This window comes from Candidatus Bathyarchaeia archaeon (genome assembly GCA_038873195.1).
Lineage (GTDB): Archaea > Thermoproteota > Bathyarchaeia > Bathyarchaeales > Bathycorpusculaceae > DSLH01.
In genome coordinates this window covers 704,380-725,601 of the sequence record JAVZEV010000001.1, presented here as the reverse complement: position 1 = coordinate 725,601, position 21,222 = coordinate 704,380, and the positions used below count along the sequence as shown (strand labels likewise).

30 protein-coding genes are annotated in these 21,222 nt (G+C 41.9%); 17 read left to right on the top strand and 13 right to left on the bottom strand.

The features are described 5' to 3' along the window. Positions 1-155: 155 nt before the first annotated feature. Positions 156-614 (bottom strand): ParB/Srx family N-terminal domain-containing protein, encoded by a 459-nt coding sequence (locus QXW63_04075; protein MEM3461071.1) that lies wholly within the window; start codon positions 612-614, stop codon positions 156-158. A gap of 92 nt (positions 615-706) precedes the next feature. Between QXW63_04075 and QXW63_04070 the strand changes: the two genes are divergently transcribed. Genes QXW63_04070 through QXW63_04060 form a run of 3 tightly spaced genes read left to right on the top strand, consistent with a single transcriptional unit; the run spans position 707 to position 2,542 of the window. Beyond that, positions 707-1,558 carry a DUF362 domain-containing protein gene (locus QXW63_04070; protein MEM3461070.1) on the top strand — a complete coding sequence of 284 codons (852 nt, stop codon included), beginning with the start codon at positions 707-709 and terminating at the stop codon, positions 1,556-1,558. Positions 1,559-1,591: 33 nt separating this feature from the next. Beyond that, positions 1,592-2,035, top strand: coding sequence for a flavodoxin domain-containing protein (locus QXW63_04065; protein ID MEM3461069.1), 444 nt, complete (start codon positions 1,592-1,594; stop codon positions 2,033-2,035). A 27-nt stretch (positions 2,036-2,062) separates the two neighbouring features. Beyond that, positions 2,063-2,542 (top strand): ferritin-like domain-containing protein, encoded by a 480-nt coding sequence (locus QXW63_04060; GenBank protein ID MEM3461068.1) that lies wholly within the window; start codon positions 2,063-2,065, stop codon positions 2,540-2,542. A gap of 22 nt (positions 2,543-2,564) precedes the next feature. On the opposite strand, the gene QXW63_04055 is transcribed toward QXW63_04060, so the two are convergent. Further along, entirely contained in the window at positions 2,565-2,780 is a 216-nt protein-coding gene (locus QXW63_04055) for a ferredoxin (protein ID MEM3461067.1), read from the bottom strand. Positions 2,781-2,883: 103 nt separating this feature from the next. Here QXW63_04055 and QXW63_04050 point away from each other — a divergent pair, with 103 nt between their 5' ends. Further along, the gene (locus tag QXW63_04050; GenBank protein ID MEM3461066.1) at positions 2,884-5,025 is read left to right on the top strand and encodes a copper-translocating P-type ATPase; all 2,142 of its coding nucleotides are present in this window, start codon (positions 2,884-2,886) and stop codon (positions 5,023-5,025) included. Between the two features lie 111 nt (positions 5,026-5,136). Next, entirely contained in the window at positions 5,137-5,328 is a 192-nt protein-coding gene (locus QXW63_04045; GenBank protein ID MEM3461065.1) for a 4Fe-4S binding protein, read from the top strand. Here the strand turns inward: QXW63_04045 and QXW63_04040 are convergent. The 3 genes from QXW63_04040 to QXW63_04030 all read right to left on the bottom strand — a co-directional run bounded on the left by QXW63_04040 (position 5,320) and on the right by QXW63_04030 (position 8,690). Beyond that, positions 5,320-6,735, bottom strand: coding sequence for a Ni/Fe hydrogenase subunit alpha (locus tag QXW63_04040; protein MEM3461064.1), 1,416 nt, complete (start codon positions 6,733-6,735; stop codon positions 5,320-5,322). The two genes, QXW63_04045 and QXW63_04040, sit on opposite strands and share 9 nt — an antisense overlap. After that, positions 6,732-7,595 carry a F420-nonreducing hydrogenase gene (locus tag QXW63_04035; GenBank protein MEM3461063.1) on the bottom strand — a complete coding sequence of 288 codons (864 nt, stop codon included), beginning with the start codon at positions 7,593-7,595 and terminating at the stop codon, positions 6,732-6,734. The genes QXW63_04040 and QXW63_04035 overlap by 4 nt, the downstream gene beginning before the upstream one ends. 81 nt (positions 7,596-7,676) lie before the next feature. Continuing rightward, positions 7,677-8,690, bottom strand: coding sequence for a winged helix-turn-helix domain-containing protein (locus QXW63_04030; GenBank protein MEM3461062.1), 1,014 nt, complete (start codon positions 8,688-8,690; stop codon positions 7,677-7,679). Positions 8,691-8,859: 169 nt separating this feature from the next. Between QXW63_04030 and QXW63_04025 the strand changes: the two genes are divergently transcribed. The 3 genes from QXW63_04025 (at position 8,860) to QXW63_04015 (ending at position 10,900) form a co-directional block, all read left to right on the top strand. Further along, positions 8,860-9,255, top strand: coding sequence for a helix-turn-helix domain-containing protein (locus tag QXW63_04025; GenBank protein ID MEM3461061.1), 396 nt, complete (start codon positions 8,860-8,862; stop codon positions 9,253-9,255). 12 nt (positions 9,256-9,267) lie between these two features. Further along, positions 9,268-10,203, top strand: coding sequence for a trypsin-like peptidase domain-containing protein (locus QXW63_04020; protein ID MEM3461060.1), 936 nt, complete (start codon positions 9,268-9,270; stop codon positions 10,201-10,203). A gap of 277 nt (positions 10,204-10,480) precedes the next feature. Then, positions 10,481-10,900 (top strand): hypothetical protein, encoded by a 420-nt coding sequence (locus QXW63_04015; protein MEM3461059.1) that lies wholly within the window; start codon positions 10,481-10,483, stop codon positions 10,898-10,900. 16 nt (positions 10,901-10,916) lie between these two features. Here QXW63_04015 and QXW63_04010 read toward each other — a convergent pair whose 3' ends face one another. Both QXW63_04010 and QXW63_04005 read right to left on the bottom strand, forming a co-directional pair. Continuing rightward, a complete protein-coding gene (locus QXW63_04010; GenBank protein ID MEM3461058.1) occupies positions 10,917-11,477 on the bottom strand; it encodes an NAD(P)H-dependent oxidoreductase in 561 nt (186 codons plus the stop codon). 76 nt (positions 11,478-11,553) lie between these two features. Beyond that, positions 11,554-12,387: a universal stress protein gene (locus QXW63_04005; protein ID MEM3461057.1), complete on the bottom strand. Its 834-nt coding sequence runs from the start codon at positions 12,385-12,387 to the stop codon at positions 11,554-11,556. 99 nt (positions 12,388-12,486) lie between these two features. Here QXW63_04005 and QXW63_04000 point away from each other — a divergent pair, with 99 nt between their 5' ends. Continuing rightward, positions 12,487-13,083 carry a class I SAM-dependent methyltransferase gene (locus tag QXW63_04000; protein MEM3461056.1) on the top strand — a complete coding sequence of 199 codons (597 nt, stop codon included), beginning with the start codon at positions 12,487-12,489 and terminating at the stop codon, positions 13,081-13,083. Positions 13,084-13,086: 3 nt separating this feature from the next. Here the strand turns inward: QXW63_04000 and nth are convergent, their stop codons facing one another. Further along, positions 13,087-13,752, bottom strand: a complete 666-nt coding sequence (gene nth, locus QXW63_03995; GenBank protein ID MEM3461055.1) for an endonuclease III — start codon at positions 13,750-13,752, stop codon at positions 13,087-13,089. An 89-nt stretch (positions 13,753-13,841) separates the two neighbouring features. Between nth and QXW63_03990 the strand changes: the two genes are divergently transcribed. Beyond that, the gene (locus QXW63_03990) at positions 13,842-13,991 is read left to right on the top strand and encodes a hypothetical protein (GenBank protein ID MEM3461054.1); all 150 of its coding nucleotides are present in this window, start codon (positions 13,842-13,844) and stop codon (positions 13,989-13,991) included. Positions 13,992-13,999: 8 nt separating this feature from the next. On the opposite strand, the gene QXW63_03985 is transcribed toward QXW63_03990, so the two are convergent. The 3 genes from QXW63_03985 to QXW63_03975 form a co-directional block, all read right to left on the bottom strand. After that, positions 14,000-14,545, bottom strand: a complete 546-nt coding sequence (locus QXW63_03985) for a ferredoxin-thioredoxin reductase catalytic domain-containing protein (GenBank protein ID MEM3461053.1) — start codon at positions 14,543-14,545, stop codon at positions 14,000-14,002. Then, positions 14,542-14,826, bottom strand: a complete 285-nt coding sequence (locus QXW63_03980) for a glutaredoxin family protein (protein MEM3461052.1) — start codon at positions 14,824-14,826, stop codon at positions 14,542-14,544. Before QXW63_03980 ends, QXW63_03985 begins: the two co-directional genes overlap by 4 nt. A gap of 84 nt (positions 14,827-14,910) precedes the next feature. Further along, positions 14,911-15,525: a superoxide dismutase gene (locus QXW63_03975; GenBank protein MEM3461051.1), complete on the bottom strand. Its 615-nt coding sequence runs from the start codon at positions 15,523-15,525 to the stop codon at positions 14,911-14,913. A gap of 73 nt (positions 15,526-15,598) precedes the next feature. Between QXW63_03975 and QXW63_03970 the strand changes: the two genes are divergently transcribed. Further along, positions 15,599-15,763, top strand: a complete 165-nt coding sequence (locus QXW63_03970) for a rubredoxin (protein ID MEM3461050.1) — start codon at positions 15,599-15,601, stop codon at positions 15,761-15,763. Between the two features lie 13 nt (positions 15,764-15,776). Here QXW63_03970 and QXW63_03965 read toward each other — a convergent pair whose 3' ends face one another. Continuing rightward, positions 15,777-16,190: an OsmC family protein gene (locus tag QXW63_03965; GenBank protein MEM3461049.1), complete on the bottom strand. Its 414-nt coding sequence runs from the start codon at positions 16,188-16,190 to the stop codon at positions 15,777-15,779. 141 nt (positions 16,191-16,331) lie between these two features. Here QXW63_03965 and QXW63_03960 point away from each other — a divergent pair, with 141 nt between their 5' ends. From QXW63_03960 to QXW63_03945, 4 genes are all read left to right on the top strand, one after another. Continuing rightward, positions 16,332-16,997, top strand: a complete 666-nt coding sequence (locus tag QXW63_03960) for a thioredoxin family protein (protein ID MEM3461048.1) — start codon at positions 16,332-16,334, stop codon at positions 16,995-16,997. A gap of 67 nt (positions 16,998-17,064) precedes the next feature. Continuing rightward, positions 17,065-17,352, top strand: a complete 288-nt coding sequence (locus QXW63_03955) for a hypothetical protein (GenBank protein MEM3461047.1) — start codon at positions 17,065-17,067, stop codon at positions 17,350-17,352. A 9-nt stretch (positions 17,353-17,361) separates the two neighbouring features. Continuing rightward, the gene (locus QXW63_03950; GenBank protein MEM3461046.1) at positions 17,362-18,750 is read left to right on the top strand and encodes a DASS family sodium-coupled anion symporter; all 1,389 of its coding nucleotides are present in this window, start codon (positions 17,362-17,364) and stop codon (positions 18,748-18,750) included. Positions 18,751-18,835: 85 nt separating this feature from the next. After that, positions 18,836-19,639, top strand: a complete 804-nt coding sequence (locus tag QXW63_03945) for a DUF166 family protein (GenBank protein ID MEM3461045.1) — start codon at positions 18,836-18,838, stop codon at positions 19,637-19,639. A gap of 15 nt (positions 19,640-19,654) precedes the next feature. Here QXW63_03945 and QXW63_03940 read toward each other — a convergent pair whose 3' ends face one another. Further along, the gene (locus tag QXW63_03940; protein MEM3461044.1) at positions 19,655-19,930 is read right to left on the bottom strand and encodes a peptidylprolyl isomerase; all 276 of its coding nucleotides are present in this window, start codon (positions 19,928-19,930) and stop codon (positions 19,655-19,657) included. Between the two features lie 84 nt (positions 19,931-20,014). On the opposite strand from QXW63_03940, the gene hypA reads away from it, so the two are divergent. Together hypA and QXW63_03930 are read left to right on the top strand one after the other, a co-directional pair. After that, the gene (gene hypA / locus QXW63_03935; GenBank protein ID MEM3461043.1) at positions 20,015-20,425 is read left to right on the top strand and encodes a hydrogenase nickel incorporation protein HypA; all 411 of its coding nucleotides are present in this window, start codon (positions 20,015-20,017) and stop codon (positions 20,423-20,425) included. After that, the gene (locus tag QXW63_03930; GenBank protein ID MEM3461042.1) at positions 20,418-21,158 is read left to right on the top strand and encodes a P-loop NTPase; all 741 of its coding nucleotides are present in this window, start codon (positions 20,418-20,420) and stop codon (positions 21,156-21,158) included. Before hypA ends, QXW63_03930 begins: the two co-directional genes overlap by 8 nt. Positions 21,159-21,222 lie beyond the last annotated feature (64 nt).

Sequence of the window (21,222 nt, the reverse complement as noted above, 5' to 3'; positions counted from 1 at the left end):
TAACTATGCATCAAAAACTTGTGGATGATGCTGGGTTCTGTTGGTCTTGGCGTCTAGGCCCCCTCCTTATATATAGGTTGAACTTTCCGATAGACTGCTGAATACTTATGGTAATAGGTCGGACTAGGTGTTGACAGCAACTGATTTTTATCTCTTTAAGGGTGCTGTTCTAGACTGTGGTATCGCTTTTTTGCTAGTTCCTGTTGCATTTTTTCACAGCGCTTAAGCCACAGCACATCATATTCTTTCTGCGAAACTATTCTATTCTTTAGGTCAGCTATTGAGCGGATGCCTTCACTTTTACACCATTCAACACAAATCTTGTATTCATCCCAATCCAACTTTTCCTCTTCCCAATACACCATGATTTCTGAAAAACCATGCAGAAACGCTGCAAGGGCTCTAGTGTGACCATCTACAAATATAACTTCACCATCAAGCTTTTTCACTGGTATAGGCTCAAGCAACTCGGGCTTTGAAGGGTCAAACGTTTTCATTACTAGAGACAGTTTTTCTGAGCTTATGTACAATTGGCTTGGCTGTATCTTATCCAGTCTCATCTTGAACGTTTTAGCCACTTTTGACGCCTTCTGCATACATAAGCGTATTGTCATAAACTCTCAGATGACTTTTATCTCTTATATCTTACATCGGTTTCTTTAAAAGGAAGAAAAAGGAGATAGCTTCAACTTTAAGGTGATTATGCATGAGCGTAAAAGTTGCAGTAGTAGAACTCGGTTCTGATGTTAAACAATCCTTTAATCAAGCAATACAACTTATCGGAGGAATAGACAACCTAAACACACCAGAAAGGTCTATCGTAATCAAAGTTGGCGTTTTTGACCACAAAACAAGCCATCACGCAAGCGTAAATGTTGCAGACGCAATCATCAATAGCTTCGGCAAAGCTCCCAAAATATTCTTAGCAGAGTCCGAAAATTACAAGGGAAAAGCGTTGGAAAGACTTCAAAAATGGAATACCCTTTTTAGTGAACGCGTTGTACCCTTTGACCTTTCTGGAGATACAGAAACCAAGCAGGTTAAAGTTGCAGATGAAACGATAGGCTTATCTCACATAATTTTCAAGCCAAACGTATTTGTTAGTACTCACGTTCTACGCACGTTTGAGAAAGGTAGTATTCTAAAGAACTTGTTAGGTTTGATTCCAGACAAGAAAAAGGTGAGGTTTCACAAGAAGTTGGAAGAGACGCTTCTAGACTTATATGAGGCAGTCAGTGGAATAGATCTTGCAGTTTTGGATGGTACATACCTATGTAGTGGAGTTGCGCCGACTGCTAGCAGAACTTACATGAACGTTCTCGTCGTCGGCAGAGATGCAGTTGCAGTAGAAGCAGTTGGTTACGCCCTCGTAGGCTTGGACCCGGAAAAGATACCAGTCATAAAAGAAGCCATGAAAAGAGGCTTCGGAGAAGGGCGAATGGATAAAATCCAAGTTTTAGGCGAACCTTTCGAAGGCGTAAAAGAGAAAATTGCTCAACTGCTTAAAGCTTCTAAAAAGAAAACAAAAAAATCCAAAATTGAGAAAAAGGCTAACTAATTTAGAATTTTAATAGTAGTGAGGAAATGGGTGATGCCCAAAATTCTCGTACTCTATTATAGTCGAACTGGAAACACTGAAAAAATGGCAAAGGCGGTGGTTGATGGCGCTAAAACGGTTCCAGGAGTTGACGTAGAACTAGCCTACCACGTGACGCCTGAGATGTTAAGCGAATTTGATGCAGTAATTGTTGGCACGCCAACTTACCATCATGACATGACCCTTGACATGAAAATGCTCTTTGAAGAAGCCGCAGTGAAAAGCGTAAATTTGAAAGGCAAAATCGGCGCAACCTTCGGGTCTTACGGATGGAGCGGCGAAGCCCCCAAACTTGTTCTTGAAATCTTGAAAAACAAGTTTGAAATGCAAGTAACCGACCCACCACTCTTAATCAAATATACGCCAGACCAGAATGGTCTAGAAAAGTGCAGAGAGTTTGGAAAGAAAATTGCCGAAAGACTTATGCATAAAGCTTAACAACGTTAATGATTGGAGGCAAACTCTTTGAAATCAAAAGACGAGTTAATAGGTTTTATTAAAGCGCAAATTAAAATTGAAAACGAAATTGTAGATTCATTGAACGCTGGCTTGGTGGGAATGAAAAATCCGCCAGTAAGAGGAGTTTTGAAAGGAATATCGCTTGATTCTGTTAAACATGCGGAACTGTATGCTGCAGCTACTGAACTTCTCACTGGTGTAGCTCAAGCCTTGACGCAGGAACATCTTGACAAACAAAAAGCCTTAGTGGAAAAACACATTCGCATGGAAGCTGAACTTATCAAAAAAATTGGAAAAGTGCTGCCAAGCGTTGAGGACGAAAAAGTTAAGCTTTTGTTGAATGCGATTTTGGAAGACGAAAAAAGACATCACGAACTTTTGAAGATGGTTTTGGAAATTCTGGTTCGTGGAGAAACGATAACGGAAGAGGACTGGTGGGAACTTCTCTGGAAGAACGTCCCATTTCACGGGGCACCTGGAGGATAGAATAGTAAAAACTAATGCGCGGCTATTGTGTGCTTATAACTTCAACTGGACAAGAGGTTTTGGCGCTTTCTACGCATGCACTTAAGCTGTCGTCAACTTCTCCTTCGCTTGGGCTGCCTTTTCTGTATTTTTCGACTATGCTTGATTTTGTGTCTTCTAATAGTTTGAAGACTTCGGGACAGAGAGCTTCGCATACGCCGCATCCTATGCATCCTTCTCGGTTGATGGTGACTTTCAATTTTGTTCACCGATAGGTTTTTATGACATACGGCATATTTAAGATTTCAGCCACAAAACCATAAAAATCAACAAGACTCTAATAAGGAAAAGAAGAGTAAAAAATGTCTGGGCATCATCACCACGCTCACCACATGCAAGAATTCAAAAACAAATTTCTAGTCTCCTTAATCCTAACAATCCCAATACTGCTACTTTCAACAATGATTCAAGAATGGTTTCCACCACTCCAAATCCTAAAAATACCCTACCAATCCTACATCCTACTAGCCCTATCCACAATTGTTTATGTTTATGGCGGATGGCCATTTCTGAAAGGCTTAATTGAAGAAGTAAAAGCCAGACAGCCCGGAATGATGACGCTAATAGGAATGGCAATAACAGTTGCATTCTTCTATTCAGCAGGCACGGTCATCTTTCAATTAGGCATGGACTTTTTCTGGGAACTCGCCACATTAATTGACGTGATGCTTCTTGGACACTGGATAGAAGCGAAAAGCGTAATGGGCGCTTCCATGGCGCTGGAAGAACTCGTTAGAATAATGCCCACAACCGCGCATTTATTGAAAAATGGCGAAATCGTGGACGTTCCAGTCGCGCAATTGAAAACCGGCGACGTTGTTCTTGTTCGCCCCGGCGAGAAAATACCTTCTGACGGCGTGGTTGTTGAAGGTGAATCCTACGTTAACGAGGCTCTTTTAACTGGCGAGTCAAAACCCGTCCACAAAGAATTAAAAGACAAGGTAATAGGCGGCGCCATAAATGCTGAAGGTGTTTTGAAAGTAAAAATAGAACGGGTAGGCGAAGAAACCTACTTATCGCAAGTAATCAAACTAGTTAAGCAGGCGCAGGAAAGCAAGTCTCGAACGCAGGATTTGGCAAACCGCGCTGCCGCGTTGCTCTTTTACGTAGCAGTTGCGATGGGAATAGTAACGTATGCTGTTTGGTCTCTGATGGGTAGTTCTTTCATGGCGCTTGAAAGAACAGTGACTGTGTTAGTAATTGCTTGTCCGCACGCGCTTGGTTTGGCAATACCGCTGGTTGTTGCTCTTTCCACATCGATAACCGCGAAGAGCGGCGTTCTCATCCGTGACAGAAAAGCCTTCGAAATGGTTAAAGATGTAAACGCGGTGGTTTTTGACAAGACTGGAACGTTGACTTCTGGCAAGTTCGGCGTCAGCGATATAGTCTCGTTCATTCCAGAAAATGAACTGTTAGAATTAACCTCAAGCGTTGAGCTAAACTCTGAACACATCATAGCCAAAGCCGTGGTAGAATATGCCAAAGAAAAAGGCGTAGAAACTCCTCAAGCTAAGGAATTTAAGGCTTTACCTGGCAGAGGCGCCTACGGAAAAGTAGGCAAAAAAGAAGTTTACGTGGGAAGCGTAAACCTTCTCCAAGACATGAAAATCGACGTGAACGACCCGAAAATAAAAAAATTGCAAGAACAAGGCAAAACCGTGATTTTCACAGTTGTCAATGGAAAACTTGCCGGCGCCTTAGCGCTTTCTGATAAGATACGTGAAGAATCCCTTGAAGCCATCAAAAAATTGAAGGAAAAGGGCATAAGAGTTTACATGTTAACTGGAGATTCTGAAGAAGTAGCCCGCTGGGTTGGAAAAGAACTAGGCATAGACGACTATTTTGCTCAAGTTCTTCCAGACAAAAAAGCAGAAAAAATCAAAGCATTAAGAGAAAAAGGCTTCAAGGTCGCCATGGTTGGTGATGGTATTAACGATGCTCCAGCACTTGTCACAGCAGACGTCGGCATCGCCATAGGCGCCGGAACAGACGTCGCAATCGAAAGCGCAGACATAATCCTTGTAAGAAATGACCCGCGCGATGTTCCGAAAGTTATTGACCTTTCCAAAAAGACTTATTCTAAAATGGTTCAGAATTTATGGTGGGCTGCAGGATACAATATTGTAACAATACCGTTAGCGGCTGGAATCTTGTCTGGCTTTGGCGTTGTGTTGCATCCTGCGATTGGCGCGGTTATAATGTCACTTAGCACGGTGATAGTGGCATTTAACGCTCAGACTTTAAGGAAATATGAACCAAAGGGGGTGCAGTTTATGGAGAAAAAGCAGTTAGTTACTGATCCAGTGTGTGGAATGAAAATAGAGCCTGAAACAGCCTATAGCAAAGTCGAGTATGAAGGACGCACTGTGTATTTCTGTTCGAAGCACTGTGAAGAAGAATTCAAAAGAAATCCGAAAAAGTACGCATCAAAAGTGAAAAAGTAGGAAACTTAAAACTTTGTTCAGCACATTCTCGGCGTTGGCTTAGACAACCTTTGCGAATTAAGTAAGAAAGTTTTAATAGTTTCGGAAAGTTTACTAGCAAAGGCGAAGTGCATGGCTAAAATAGTAATTGACTATTCCAAGTGTGTTGGGGACCGTGATAAAATCTGCGTGGAGATATGCCCAGTTTCCGTTTTTCGCAATGCGAAGTCGGAAAAACCAAAAATCGTGAATGAAGAAAACTGCATTTTATGTAGAACGTGCCAAGTGAACTGTCCCGGGCAAGCCATAAAAATCTTAACTTAAAATCTTCAGCAGTCTGCCTTCGTGATTTCTTATCTCCACTTTCAAGCTGTCTGTTGCGTTTCTAGTAGCACATTTTATACATGGGTCATAGGCGCGAACAACCATCTCTATTCTGTTCAAAAGTCCCGGTTTGATTTCGCCTTTCCGTATGAATTCTGTTGCAGCATCTTTAACGTTAAGATTTATAGCTGCACTGTTCACTTGGGTCGGTATTATCAACTTCATGCTTTTCAATCGTCCATTACGAGTTAGTGCGTATTCATGAGCGAGTGTTCCTCTTGGAGCTTCAACAACGCTTGTGCCTACGCCGCCTTTAGGTTTAACTTTGACTCTGGTATCAGTTCGCGTTATGCTCTCGTCTTCTAACAGTTCTCGTGTTCTCTCACAAGCGTAGAGAAGGTCTATTAGGCGTGCGTAATCAAAAAGCAAAGTAGCATGCGTTGGGCTTCCAAATTTTCGTTTGAACTCTTCCAATTCTCTGTTTGCAAATTCTGTTTTTGTCTTTTTGTTCACGTTCACCCGAGCGGTTGGTCCGACTTGAACGATTCCTTTTTGGCATCCCAAGGCTTTTAGACAAGCAAACTTTGCATATGTCCATTCATACCGTTTTTCTTCGACGTGTTTCATGTAATCTTGTGCTGCAAACTCTGAGAAAACATCGCCTTCCGGGTTTAAGATGCGTATTTTGCCTTCGTAAAATTCTATGGCGTCATCATCTGTTAAAGCCATGTAATGTGTCTTGTAGTCCCCAGCTTTTCTGAACTCTTCCCAATTTTTCTCGAAAAGTTCCTTTCCTAAACTGACTGCCTCTTGCGTGATTGCACAAGCTTCTTTTGCCGCTTTCAGCAGTTCTTCTCGTTCCTTTTCCTTAAGCGGACTTATTAAACCACCCGGTATTGCTGACACTATGTGAACTTCACGTTTCCCAATGGTGTCCAAGATTTTAGTTGCAAAACTTCTTAAGGCAATGGCTTTTCTGCCTATTTCTGGATTTTCGCGCATTATTTGGAAAGCATTTCTTTTTGACGGGTCTTCCTCCTTTGAGAACCAAAAATCTGGCAATATCAAGAAAAAGAAGACAAGAGAGTGATTGCTGATTATCTGTCCCATGAGAAGAAGCTCTCGAAGTTTTTTGGCAGTTTCTGTTATCTCTGTTCCGTAAATGTTTTCTATGGCTTTTACTGAAGCAAGCACATGGGCGGTTGAGCAAACGCCACATATTCTTGAGATTATGAATGGAAGTCTATCTGCCTCCATGCCCCTTAAGAAGTAGTCGAAGCCGCGGATTTCCGTAGCGTAAAAATACGCGTCTGAAACGTTTCCAGCCTCGTCGAGGATTATTGTTACTTTCCCGTGTCCCTCAATCCTCGTAGTCGGCGATATTGTTATTTCTCTTTGGCTGGTCAAATGATTCTCTCCCTTGCTTTGAAACGTTCAAATTTTGAGAAAATGAAGGTGTGGAAGATGAAGGGGTTGCGGTATAACTCCTTCTTAACTTCTTCTTCTGGAATGCTTGTTCTTTTCGATATCACTTTGACAAGGAAAGAATACAAGTCTCGTGAACGATAAAGCAGAGAATCAGTGGGTCCTCTACATCCAAAGCATGTGAAACCTGCTCTTGGACATGGTGCACCGCAACCTTCACGCGTCAAAGACCCTAAACAGACGAAGCCCTGGCTGACTAGACAAAGGTTCGGGTCTGCCTCCTTATCATATATTCCGTAGAGACGGTCAAGTTTTGCAGCGATTATTTTTCTGTTGCATTCTGTGCATACTACGCTCTGGTGGCGGGTGGGCGTTTTTCCGCTTACGATGCTTTTTAGGCTGTGAACTATGAGGAAAGGCATTGGTGGGCATCCTGGAATATAATAGTCCACGTCGACGAAGTTGCAGATTGGATACATCAAATCCTCAAGTTCTGGAAGCTTGCTTGTTTCTAGAACGAAGTATTCTTTTTCTAAAAGTTTCTTTACGGAAATTATGTTGCCTAAGCTTGTTATTCCGCCGTGAGTTGCGCAGATTCCCAACGCAACAAGGATGCGTGATTTGGCGCGCACTTCTCTAATTAATTTCTCATCTGCTTCTGTTCTAACTCCGCCTTCAACTATTGCTAAATCAACTTGCGGGACCTCTTTTAAATCAACAAATGTAGGCGAGTAAACTATGTCGAAATCTTGAGAAAGAATTTCCAGTAGGGCGTCGCCTGCATTTAAAAAAGAGGATACGCATCCAGCACAGCATGTCAAAGAAACTATGTTAACTTTCACGAACTCCGCCTCGCCCTTAATTCTCTATTCTTTAGAAGCCTTACTGTTTTTATGAGTTATGCACAGTATTATTGCGAGGCTTTAGCGAGCATGTTTTTTCTGTTTTTCTGCTGTAGAGATGTAAGAAGTGTCCAGTGTTGGAAGATAAGAAGTTTCTCTGTCATTGACAAAGCGTGATGCAGCTACTAAAGTTTCCTCGGTTAATTTTTGTATTTTCTCTAAGGCAGATGCTATTTGGATGCCTTTGGCTGTTAATGAGTAGGTTTTGGGTTTCTTTCTGCTGAAAACCATCTTTTTTCCTTTAAGTTTTCGAAGATACTTGTATGTTCTTCTCAGCGAAATCATGGCTTTTTCTGCGAGTTTTTGTGCAGATACTCCATTTTCAGCAATGTTTTCGTAGATTTTTCTTTCAGTCGGAGAAAACCTTGCTTTTTCCGGGTCTCTTTTTGTTTTGAAATAGAAAACGTAGTCTTTCTCTTTTGTAGCTTCTATTAACCCAGCTTTGTGTAATCGACTTAAGACTCGGGCAATACTTTTTGTCGGAATTACGGTTTTGAAATCGTCGAAAGTTTTCGGAGCGTTTAACAGTAAATGTAAGGCTTTTTCTTCGTGGCATTCGGAGTGAGGCGGTAAACCATTTTCAAAATCGCAATTTTTAATCGCGTCTAGGAGCTGGCGCCCGAAGGATGTTATGCAGTAGCGGTTGTTTCTTTCCTCAATCAGTCCAACATTCAGTAGCGGAGTTACGTATTCGTCTTGTATCGTTTGTAAGCTATGGTTGTAGCCTATTTTTCTGAGTTCTTGTTGGAGATTATCTATTGAGTAGTGTCCTTTTGAAATCAATTTTAGATTGTGAAGTCGTCGTGTGTTTTTTAGAGTGTTTAGCAATGTTGGAGTGAAGTTTGGGGTGCTTATTATCTTGTGTAGCCTTCTCAGCTCGTTCTTTAAGTTCCAGATTCTGCAGTTTGTCATGCAAACAATAGGTGTTGGTGGATGACAGTTTTTGCATGTTTCCTCCCACTCTCTCACACTTTCTGCTAGGCTTGCTTGAGTTTCTGCCCGTTCATGCGGGTTTGGGTGGGTTTCGGTCTTCATGGTTGACCGGACACTTCTGACGTATGTCATGGCGTTCTTGGGGGAGAAAGGAGGGTTTTTGTAGAAGTTAGCTTTAGTCTGGTTTCGTCATGACATACGTCATAAACAATATGACATACGTCATCCTTATATACCTTTCCCCAAAAATATGTTAAACGGTGCAAAACACTTGATACTTCCCTGCGAAGTCGCAGCCAAATCAATAGTGCCCGCCATAAAAGCGCTAATGGCAAAACAACTCGTCGAAAAATACAACCTCAAACAAGACAAGATAGCTGAAATTTTAGGAATATCCCAATCCGCAGTAAGCAAGTACACCCGAAACGTCAGAGGATACGTAATAAAAATTGACAAAACACAAGAAATAGACTCTTTAATAAACCGAATGATTGACCTCCTCCTAAAAGGAACCTATCCAAGAGATGAGCTCCTAAGACATTTTTGCCAAACATGCATAATCGTAAGAAAAAAAGGTTTAATGTGTCAATCCTGCAAAAAAGCAGACCCAAAAATCAAAATAGAAGAATGCCATTTCTGTTTCACCAGCTATCACGAGCCAAAATAGAGGTGAAGAAATTTGTCTTCTTACGATGAAAAAAAGGTTCTTGACATTCTGGAGAAAGTCAGCAAGAGCGTTGTTAACATAAGCACCATTAAACTTGTTCACTCCATTTTCTATCAGGTAGTGCCAGTAAAAGGAATGGGTTCTGGAACCATAATCGACCCAAAAGGCTACATACTAACCAACAATCACGTGGTTGGCGGCGCAGAAAAAATCGCAGTTACCCTCTGGAATGGCGAAATGGTTGAAGGAACCTTAGCTGGAACATGCACTGTACACGACATAGCAGTGGTCAAAGTCAACAAAGAAAATCTTCCCGCTGCAGAATTAGGAGATTCCAATACGCTGAGAGTGGGTCAAAGAGTCTACGCTATCGGAAATCCTTTCGGCTTGGCTGGCGGGCCTTCTGTAACTTCTGGCGTCATAAGCGCTGTAAACCGAACCATAGAATCTCAAAATGAAATGTTGGAGAATCTCGTGCAGACAGACGCTGCCATAAATCCTGGAAACAGTGGCGGACCGCTAGTGAATCTTGAGGGGAAGGTTGTTGCGATAAACACTGCTATAGTGCCTTTTGCTCAGGGAATAGGCTTTGCGATTCCAATAAACTCTGCGAAGGAATGCACGGATGAAATAATAAGGGGCAGAGTTTATGCCAGACCGTGGCTTGGTATAATAGGCTTAAGTATTACTGATGAAATAGCGCGGTATTATGACTTGCCCATCGACCATGGCGTTTTGGTGACCAGAGTCTCAGAAGGAAGCCCCGCAGATAACGTGGGAATAGCGGTTGGCGACATAATTTTCAGAATGAACAACACCGAAATCAGTAGAATAGAGGAATTGGTTAGGGAAATTCACAAAAGAAAAGTTGGAGAAAAAGTGGAAATTCTTGTTCTTCGCAGAGGCAGAGAACATTACTTTGAAGTTGCCTTGGACAAGATGCCATAAAACGCGCGTGGCCCATTTGGAAAAATGTTCTTTCTTGATTTTGCTCAATCGAAATAATAAATAATGCTTAAGTAAATTTCAAAATCAACCATGAATTAGGAGCGCGACGGAGATATCTTCAGAAGAAAAAATAAAGACGAAGCCTAACCTTTCAGTAGTGGCTTTAACTTCTTTTATAGCCTCTTTCCTAATAGCCAGAGCATTTACTAGTTTTTACCCAAGGGTTGTCTGGGAATTCAGCGGTTTTCATATTCACCATTTTTGGTATGGTTTGATAATGCTTGCAGTGGGCGGTTGGCTCGGCATAAGCGTGGAAGATGAGAGGCTTAGCCGAGTTGCAGCGATTTTTTATGGTGCTGGAGGCGGACTTATAGTGGATGAGGTTGGGCTGCTGCTTACGCTTAATGCACAGGCTTATTGGGCTGAATTCACTTACACTTTTGTAATTATTTTCTTAGCCGCCGTGTTCATGGTTGCCTTAGTAAGTAGGTATAATAAAGCAATACGTGCGGAAGTCGCTCAGTTCCTAAGTAGTAATGGGAGTCTCTATTTTGGAGTTTTTCTCGCTGCAATTTCCGTAGCGTTTATTTTGGAGACCGACAATGCAATAGTCATCACCGTCTCAAGCGTACTGACTTTTGTGGCTTTCATAATCATTCTGGCATATTTTGTTCAGAAAATCAGAAAAAGACGTTAGATGCTCGTAGTATCCGTTATTCTTTGTTAAGCCGTTTAACCCATTCAACCAAACTCTTTAACAACTGCCCTATTTTCTTCCTGGTTTTCTCGTCTCTCAAGTTGCCTTTCTCATCAATTTTTTCCTCAACAAACCCTACTATAACTTCTGGCCTGTTTATTGCGTGCATGTTAAGAGCCACGAGAACTTGGCGCAGATGATATTGTGCCCTTGCTCCGCCTAAAGCTCCAGTAGAAGCGCTCATTATAGCCACTGGCTTGTCTTCAAAAGAATTGTCTCCTGGCGGTCGTGAAGCCCAATCAATTGCATTTTTGAGAATGCCGGGTATTGAATAGTTGTGTTCTGGAGTCGCAATAAGAAGCGCGTCTGCCGCTTTGATTTTTGCTTTAAATTCCTTGACTTTTTTGGGCATGTTGTTTTCTAAGTCTTGATTGAAAGGCGGGATTCCTTCTAGGTCGTAGATTTCAAGTTTCGCATCTTTGGGTAAGAGCTGTAAGGCTGCACGTAATAGTGCCTTATTGTAAGAATCTTTTCGTAGGCTTCCAGCAAAGCCTAGAATGCTTATTGGCTTGTCCATAATTGCGTTATTCGATGGTGGATATTTAAATCTGTTTTCATAACGGAAGAAACACGTGTGGTTTTTCTTTTGGCTGCTATGCTTTTGCTGGAATTATCAGGACTGAACATTTAGCCTTGTGACTTACGTCGTCGCTTACACTTCCAAGCAAAAACCGCCTTATGGTTCCCAAACCTCTGCTTCCCAGAACGATTAAATCGTAGTTGCCTTGCTCAGCAACCTCCACTATCTTGTCTGAAGGAACGCCAAATTCTAGTTTCTTCTCAATTTTTATTTTTGTTTTGCCTGCGTCTGCAAGGCTTTTTGAGAGAATTTTATCGCCCATTTCCCTAGCGGTTTTTGGCGATGCTTTGTATAGTTTTTGGTCTTGCACATTTAACAAAGTAACTTTCGCGCGTAATTTTTCCGCGAGCCCAAGAGTGTATTTTAAGGCTTTAATTGAGTTTTTTGAACCGTCAACGCAAACGAGTAAGTTTGACAGTGGACTGAGCTTTTTTACGATTAATGTGGGGCATATCGTGTACATTATTACTTTTTTGGTTACGCTGCCTAAGGCGTAAGGGTCTTTCTCATTTTCTCCATGGGCTCCAATAACAAGTAAATCGTAATATTCCTTCGCAAACTCTAATATGCTATTTGCCGGGTCGCCGCTGAAAACTTCCGTTTCCACCTTAACTTTCTCTTCTGCAAATAATGCGCGTGCACTGTTTATTATTGACTCTGCATGCTGTTGTATGCTGCCTAAAAGTTCATCTTGTACGTTTGCTGGGAGGCTATAACTCATTCTCACTTCTTGCATTACATGCAGTACTGTTACTGTTGCGCCAGTCTTCTTGGCGATTGTTGCCGCTGTTTCTTCAGCCATGACGCTTGCAGCAGAACCGTCTATGGGGACAAGAATTTTGTTCAAAAAATCACCTCTCACAATTTTCTCGTTGATTTTATTTTAAGGCGCTAATTATATAATATTTGTGTCAATATGTTACTCTTGGCATATGGAGTTGCCAATTTGGGTTCAAGCTATGAAGAGTGGGATCAAATATATAGAAAATACCCATTGGAAACTTTACCTTGGGAGCTTGGTAAACCCCGCAGAATTTTGGTTGAGCTTGTGGAAAAGAACGTGATAAAGAAAGGAAAGGTTCTAGACATCTGTTGTGGCGCTGGAACAAATGCGGTTTACCTTGCTGAAAAAGGTTTTGATGTAACTGGAATTGACATTTCCCAAAAAGCCATAGAGTATGCCAAGGATAAATCAGAAAAAGCGAATGTTAAGATTAGGTTTATGGTGCAAAATTTTCTAGAGCTTCCGTTCAAGAATGAGGAGTTTGATTTTGTATTTGACATGGGTTGCTTCCATCATGTTGAGGTTGAAGACAGAAGCGTTTTCATAAAAGGAGTTTACCGTGTATTAAAGAAAGGTGGCTTTTATCTTTTGGTCTGCTTCAGCCATAAGAACGGTCCTGCATGGAATCACTTCACGAAAGAGCAGATCGTACAGCTTTTCTCAAGCTACTTTAAAATCATAAAAATGAGGCACATATCTTCTGTTGAAGGAGACGGTTACAGACGGTTTTTCTATTCGGTTTTGATGACGAAACAATGAAACTTAACTGAATGTAAAAGCTGATGGGCAGAGTTTATTTAACACACATTTTTTGCATTCTGGTTTCTTTGCTATGCACACTCTTCTGCCGTGAAATATTAGCAAGTCCGTGAATCGCATCCACTTTTCTTTCGGAACTAGCTGCATCAAATCTTCTTCTATTTTGGCTGCGTCTTCGTTTTCGGTCAGTCCAAGTCTTTTTGCGAGTCTGCGAACATGTGTGTCCACGGCTATTCCTTCAACTATGCCATAAGCGTTTGAAAGAACAATGTTAGCAGTTTTTCTTGCAACACCCGGTAGTTCCAGCATTTCTTTCATTGTTTTTGGAACTTGCGAGTTGTATTTCTCAACAAGCATCTGGCAGCATTTTTTGAGGTTTCGAGCTTTGTTTCTGTAAAATCCCGTGCTCTTTATGTCTTGTTCAAGCTCTTTTAAATCTGCATTAGCGTAGTCTTCTGCTTTTCTGTATTTCTTGAACAGTTGTTTTGTGACTATGTTTACTCTTTCGTCGGTGCATTGGGCTGAAAGAATTGTGGCTACCAAAAGTTCGAGAGGATTAGAATAGTTTAGCGCTATTTTTGCGTCGGGATGTTCCTTCTCAAGCAGCCTAATTATTTTTGCAACCTTTGTTTTATCTTTAAGAGTTACATTTGAAAGTTTTTTCCCCAAATGGTGCGCCTCTTGACATTTACACTTTTGCTTAGAGGTGACAGAAAACTTTTACCTTTCTGAAGCGATTTTAGTTTGAGGTGATGTGTTTGGAAGCTAAGCTTTTGGTTGACGGAGAAGAAATCGCGCTTAACGAGTTTGTCACGAAAATTCTAAGCGGCACGGTCGTCGGTGCAGTGACATCTCTAAGAGGGATAAATAAGGACTGGAAAACAATCGAAATAAAAGTGACACGGTAAAACGAAGTTTATCCTTGCATGCTCATGCTTATCGTTATTTCAGCAAACATTTCCCTTTTTGCCTTACAAATCGGACAGATGTAAGGTGGCTCTTCTCGGAAAACTACGTAACCGCACTGTTTGCAATACCACAATTTCTGTTTAACCGCTGAAGGCGTTCTCGCTGTTGCAGTAGCTGTTTCAGCTTTCTTTTCTGCCGAGACCGAAACAGTTTCGTACGCTCTGACCTGTTTTTCCAGCGGTCTACGTTCTGGAACAGGCTGCAGAGGAGTTTTTCCTTCAAAAACATCCTTTCTCACATACAAAGCACAGTAACACGCTCCAAATTCTTGAACATCTGGGTCTCGATAATCGCAAGGACATATGATGTCTCTGTCAAAGTCAAAATTTCCAGAAGCAAGCCGGCATGGGCATGATGGATAACCGTAACGTTCTTCATTACGCTTTAGTCCTTCAAGAAGGTCTTTCAAGAAATCTTGGTTGGGGTTCAAGTAATAACCATACGTTTTTGCGTCAGCTTCTGCTCTTTGGCGAACTTGTTCAAGAGTTATCAAATTCCCAAAGTCTCCTTTAACTTGTCCTTGCGGAAACCTGTTATCAAAATTTTATCATCAATTATTATCGTTGGGTAGCTGAGGTATCCGCCTCTGTTCAAAATTTCTTTTTTGATTTTTTCTTTATCTTCTTCATTGCACAAGTCAACATCAACGTACTCGTATTCGACGCTGTTATCTTTCAGAAATTGTTTCGTCATTTTGCACCATGCGCATGTGCTTAATGCGTAGACGAGAACTTTGTGCTTATTGTTTTTACCTGCGATTTTTACAATGTTCATTTTTCCACTTCCGTGAATAGTTGTGTATTTGTTTGATAGGTTAAAAAAGGGTTTGGTGAAAGAACGTTTCAGCTATTACGCTTTTCATTTTAGCAGTTCTTTGATTCTGTTGTTTACTTCGTCCCAGTTGACGATGTTCCAGAAGGTTTCGACGAATTTGGCTCTGTCATTCTTATAATCAATATAGTATGCGTGTTCAAAGACATCCAAAACCATCAGAATTCTGAACATTGGATAAACATTAGTGTTGTGTTTCTCGATTTGCATTATTATGGGTCTATGAGTCTGCCTACAATATGACAACGCCGCCCAACCGGAACCTTCAACGCTCACGGCAGCCTGCGTGAACTCTTTTCTGAACCTTTCAAAACTTCCAAATTCTTTCTCTAACGCGTCGCCTAGCATTCCGCCTGGTTTTCCTCCTCCTCTGCTTGGTGGTGCAAGGTTTTCCCAGAAAAGTGAGTGTAGCAGATGTCCGCCTATGTTCCATGAGAGTTCTTTCAGGGTGGATTTAACGTCTATATCTGTGTTTTCTTTGCGTGCTTTGTCGAGTTTTTGAAGGATTGCGTTTGCGGCGTTAACGTATGCTTGATGATGTTTACTATGGTGTATTGTTAATTGTTCTTCAGACATATGCGGTGCCAAATCGCCATAGCCATATGGCAGTTTTGGGAGTGCATAAAACTTGGTCGCTTCCATATTAGACACATCCAAATTATTTATTTACTCACAAAACGTTATTATCATTTTTGATTTTCGGAGGCTTTAATAATTGGATAAGTGGGAATGCACAGTTTGCGGCTATATATACGACCCAGAGCAAGGAGATCCTGATCACGGCGTAAAACCTGGAACGCCCTTTGAAAAATTACCTGATGATTGGCTTTGTCCAGTTTGTGGCGCGCCTAAGGACCAGTTTGTTAAAAAAGAGAGGTAAGCATCGACTTTTTTTATTCTTCTATAGCTTTTACCTTGTAGCTTAGCTTGACTCCTGCTTTTTCGAAGAGTTTTCCAACTGGGCAGTTTTGCAAAGTTACCTCGTGTATTCTTTGTATTCTGTTTTCTGGAACGCCTTTTGCTGTGATGTCAAATTTTGCTTCGGTAACTGTGCCTACCTCTTCAGATTTGACGGCTTCCACTTTAACCTCCAAATCTTTCAGAGAGATTCTCATTTTTTTGGCTGTTAAGACAAAAATGGTCGCATAGCAACCTGCGTGGCTCATTATGCATAGTTCTAAGGCTGATGGTCCCATGTCAGTTCCAGTGTCTCGTGGCAAATCGAGGCATATTGCGTGGTTTCTGCCGTCGTCAACATCTATTCTATAGTCTTTAACGAGTTTTGCGTTTGCGAAAAGTTTAGTCAATATTTACTGCCTCCCTAATGATGGTTGATTGAGTTTTCTTTGCGTTCTTTCTTTTATTCTTTTTCAATTTGGGAAAACAAATAAGCAATGAGGCTATAAAAAAGGAGTAGTATAGCGCGTTAATAATTTGAGGGTGGCGGGATGAGTCTGATACCCGACGAGCATAAGGAGCATCTTAAAGAAGAACTTAATGAAAAACTGGAGAATCCCGTAAGAATCGTAATGTTTACTCAAACGGTTGAGTGCCAGTTCTGTTCGCAGACGCGGCAACTAATCACTGAGGTTGCGGCTTTAAATGATAAAATTAAGGTTGAAATTTACGATTTTGTGGCTGACGCGGAAAAGGCGAAACAGTATGGCGTTGACAAGGTTCCAGCGTTAATCGTTATGGGCGAGAAAGATTATGGAATCCGATTTTACGGGTTGCCCTTCGGCTACGAGTTGGCCACGCTTTTGGAAGCCATAATAAACGTTTCGAGAAGAAAAACGGACCTTTCGGAAGAAACAAAAAACAAGCTTAAGGAAGTTAAAGTGCCTGTGCACATTCAGGTTTTTGTGACTTTGACTTGTCCTTACTGTCCAATAGTTGCAAGCATTGCGCACAAGTTTGCAATTGAAAGTGACTTGATAAGAGCTGACGTGGTTGATTCTGGCGAGTTTCCTCATTTAGCTCAAAAATATGCGGTTATGGGTGTTCCGAAGACTGTCATTAATGAGAAAGTAGATTTTATGGGACCAATTACGGAGGACTTATTCGCACAACAAGTGTTGCTTGCCGCGGGGCAGATGCCTGAATATGTACGTTGATCTTTCTTTCTTAGCTAAGAAAAGATAAATAGAATTGAAACCATAGGCTTGACTTAAGGTGGCGTCTTTGGGAAAGACTAAAACTTTAGAGGTGATAATTCGCGGAGACTTAATTGAACGTAACATTTTGCTGAAGCTTGGTCAAGCGTTGGCTGATTCTAAGCTTAGAGCTGATTTTAGTGCTTCGATTATTGTGCCGCCTTTTCAGAAGGCTATGGTTAAACGTTATCCTTCTCTGGGCGTTTTGCATGTTGTGGTGGACATTGAAGACCGTTTCCAGTTTGAGGCTTTGCTTAAAGAGCTTTTGTGTGTGGAAAAATGTGAGGTAGCTTCGATTCGTGAGTTGTGTGAGTAGGCGTTTTTGATGAAATTTTCGTCGTTGAGTAAGCGACTGTTGAAGATTGCTGTTGTGTCTGTTGTTGTGGTTGTTGCTTACTTTGCGGCTAGCGGGTTAAGCACAGGTATGCAGTTAGCCTTTGTTGTTTTTGTTATGGCTGCTTCGCTTTGGATTACTACTGCTATTCCATTGGCTGCGACGTCGCTTTTGATTGCGGTTTCTCAGCCGTTGCTTGGTATTCAATCGTTTGAGGCTGCGCTTAGACCTTTTTTTGACCCGATTGTGGTTCTTCTTTTGGGCGGTTTTCTCCTTGCGTTAGCCATAGAAAAACATGATTTGGATGAGGTTTTCGCTCAGAGAATCGTAGCGCGTTTTAGTGTGGATTTGAAGATGGTTACTTTGGGGCTTATGGTTTCCACGGCTTTTCTTTCTATGTGGATAAGTAACACTGCGAGCACGGCGATTATGATGACGCTTGCGTTGCGTTTAACTGCAGATGTTAAAGACGAGAGGGGGAATGCTTCGAAAATTATGGTTTTGGGAATAGCTTACTCTGCTACTGTCGGGGGGTTAGCGACGTTGATCGGGACGCCTTCTAACGCGTTGGCTGCTGCGATGCTGAGAAAGACTGTTGGGTATAATCTTTCATTTTTCGAGTGGTTCCTTTATGGTTTGCCTTTAACTGCTATTTTAGTCATTGTGATATGGTTGCTCTTGTTCAAGATTTTTCCTACAGACGTTAAAGAGCTTCCGAAGGTGGAAACGCAAAGCAAAAAGTTGACTAAACAGCAAAAAATTACTTTTGCATTGTTTATGTTTGCGGTTGTTTTGTGGGTTACTGGGCAGCTTCCTGAACCCTTAGTTGAGTTGACTGGTTGGAGTGGTCATGGCTTGTCTTCGGGCATTGTTGCAGCTGTTGTTGCTGTCGCGCTTTTTCTAACTGGCTTGTTGGATGAGAATGACTTGCCTAAGGTTAGTTGGAATACTCTGCTTCTTTTTGGTGGAGGCTTGAGTCTCGGTTCAGCTTTGGAAGTTTCCGGTCTGACCGGCTGGATTGGTCAAGGCATAACGCAAGCCACTGGTGGTGGCGGTATAAGCGCAATTTTTCTTTTGGCATTTTCTGCCCTGGGCTTTAGCATAGTTGCCAGTAACACTGCAAGCTCCAGCGTTTTCATACCGATTGCGATATCGGTGGGTTTGGCGTCTGGGATGAGTCCTGTTGTGCTTGCGGTGCTTGTTGCTATATGTTCTAGTCTCGATTTTATGCTTCCTGTGGGTACGCCGCCGAATGCGATTGCTTATAGTACTGGGAGGGTTAAGATGCAGGAGATGGTTAAGGCGGGTGTGCTTCTTGACATTTTGAGTGCGTTGATAACCATTTTCTTGGCTCTTTTTCTCTGGAGTTTTCTAGTCTAATCCGCTGTTCTAGCATAGTTTTGCTTTGTTCAGCAAAATCAATTAAAGCGGCGGCTGGTAAGTAAAAAGGTAAAAGTGGTCTGGTTTGAGTAAAGCTCACAAAGAACAAATGTTAACGGTCGTTTTCATTTATAGTGGAGAATTTGCAGAGCGGGTTATAAGGAATTTAATTAACGACCCCAGTTTCTGCAAGTCTTGCGGTTTGTACTGCGACTCATGCAAATATAATGTTTACAGTTATGTGCGTAACATTCGTGCTGCAATGCAGTTGCCAAGCCCACTTGAGCTTCCTGCTTTTGTTGACAATCCTGAAAAGTACATGCCTAAGGCGGTGCCGAAGGCTGATTTGTGCGTTGCGTCGGGATTGCATAAGGACTTGTTGTTGGAGTTGCCGTATCATTTGCAAAAAGTTGGGATAAAAGGGTTGGTTGTGCCGATAGAAGATTTTGCCGAAGTGCCTTCTGGCTTGAGAAAGCAGGTGGAGGAGAAATGTCAAGAGTTGGGTTTAGAAAGCGCGTTTCCGAAGCCTTTCTGTTCGCTTGAGCCGGCAAAGGATAAGCCTGTAATTTCAGGATTTGTGAATGAGCTTCGAATTGGTAGGCCTTCTTTGGAGATTTTGACTGCGGAGAGAGGTAAGCGTGAAGTTGTTGAGGCGGCTGTTGTTAGGCGAAGTGCTCCATGCGGCTCCACGTGGTATGTTGCGAGAAAATTAATAGGAGTGGAAACGAAAAGAGAAGTTCTTTATGATGCGATTGCAAAGGCTCATCATAGCTATCCGTGCACGGCAACAATGAATGTGGACCCGGAGGTTAAGGAGCCTATTCTTCACATTGGAGGCTACATTATACGGGAAGAAGTCGAAAAGGCGTTGAAGCAAGCTTTGGCGTAAATGTTTGCTTGGTTGTTATTCCAATCGTTTTATGATGTGATACCCAAACTTTGTTTTCACGATGGGCGAGATTTCTCCCTTGTTAAGTTTAAACGCTGCGTTTTCGAATTCTTTGACCATTTTTCCTCTGCCGAATGTTCCAAGGTCTCCGCCGCGTTTTCCGGAGGGGCATAGTGAAACTTCTTTGGCGATGTTGGCGAATTTTTCGCCCTTGTTTAGGCGTTCTAACACTGTTTTAGCTTCTTGCTCTGTTTTGACGAGAATGTGTGCACAATGAACTTTGTCTGGCATGAGCAGATAATATCTTCCTTTAATTTATAATGTTTAACCTTTTTGGCACTATTTTTAAAAGGTCCGGTTGTGTTAGGCTTTTTTATGCATGAGTGGGCTTTGGCTGAAGCAGTGATTGCCGCTGCTTCTGAAATTGCTGAAAAAGAAGGACTACACAGCGTTAGAGAAGTCACGATAAAAGTTGGAGAACTGCAACAGTTAGAACTTGACATATTCAAATTCGCCTTGTCACAGCTTAAACCCGCCAAGTTCCAAAACGCAAAGTTCAAAATAGAAATTGCAGAAGCTGAGTTCAAATGCAGAGTCTGCGGACACAAGTGGCTTTTCAAAAAGGAAAAGCTTAACAATGATGCTTCTGAAGCCATACACTTCATTCCAGAAGTCGCCCACACCTATGTCAAATGTCCAAAATGCGGAAGCCCAGACTTTGAAATACTACGAGGACGAGGCGTCTGGCTTGAAAGCATTAAAGGAGTGAAGAAAGGCGATGGTTGACCCTCGCGTCAGCATCATAGACGAGAGGATGCGTGGAATACACAATATAATAGCAGTTTCAAGCGGCAAGGGCGGAGTGGGCAAAAGCCTCGTTGCGTCAACGCTTGCGCTGACTTTGGCAAAAGAAGGCTACAAAGTTGGACTTTTCGACTTGGACTTCACCAGTCCATCAACCCATTTGATTTTAGGCATTGAGGGTGTGCAGCCGAAAGAAGAGAAAGGAATTGTTCCGCCAATTGTTCACGGCTTAAAATACATGTCAATAATCTACTATTCCGGCGAACGTGCTGCTCCATTGCGCGGCGCAGACGTTTCAAACGCTTTGATTGAACTGCTTTCAATCACGAAGTGGGAAAAGCTGGATTATCTCGTAGTAGACATGCCGCCTGGAATAGGCGACGCAACACTCGACCTCATACGCTTGATTAAACGCATCAACTTTCTAATTGTGACGACGCCTTCACAACTTGCCTTCGAAACAGTTCGAAAACTCGTAGGTTTACTTAAAGAGCTGAAAATTCCAGTGATAGGCGTTATTGAAAACATGAAAATGGACAATTCGAACACTATTCAAAAACAAACCAAAACGTTAGGTGTGAAGTTTCTCGGCGAAATCCCATACGATTCAAATGTAGAACAAGCAATAGGCAACACAGACAAACTCCTAAACACCAAACTCGCCCAAAAAATGAAAGAAATAGCTACTTCTTCAACATTAAAAATCAACCAATAATCTAACACTACACTAAAAGTGAAGGCAAACTTCAACCTATTTATAAGGGAGGGGATAGCCTCCG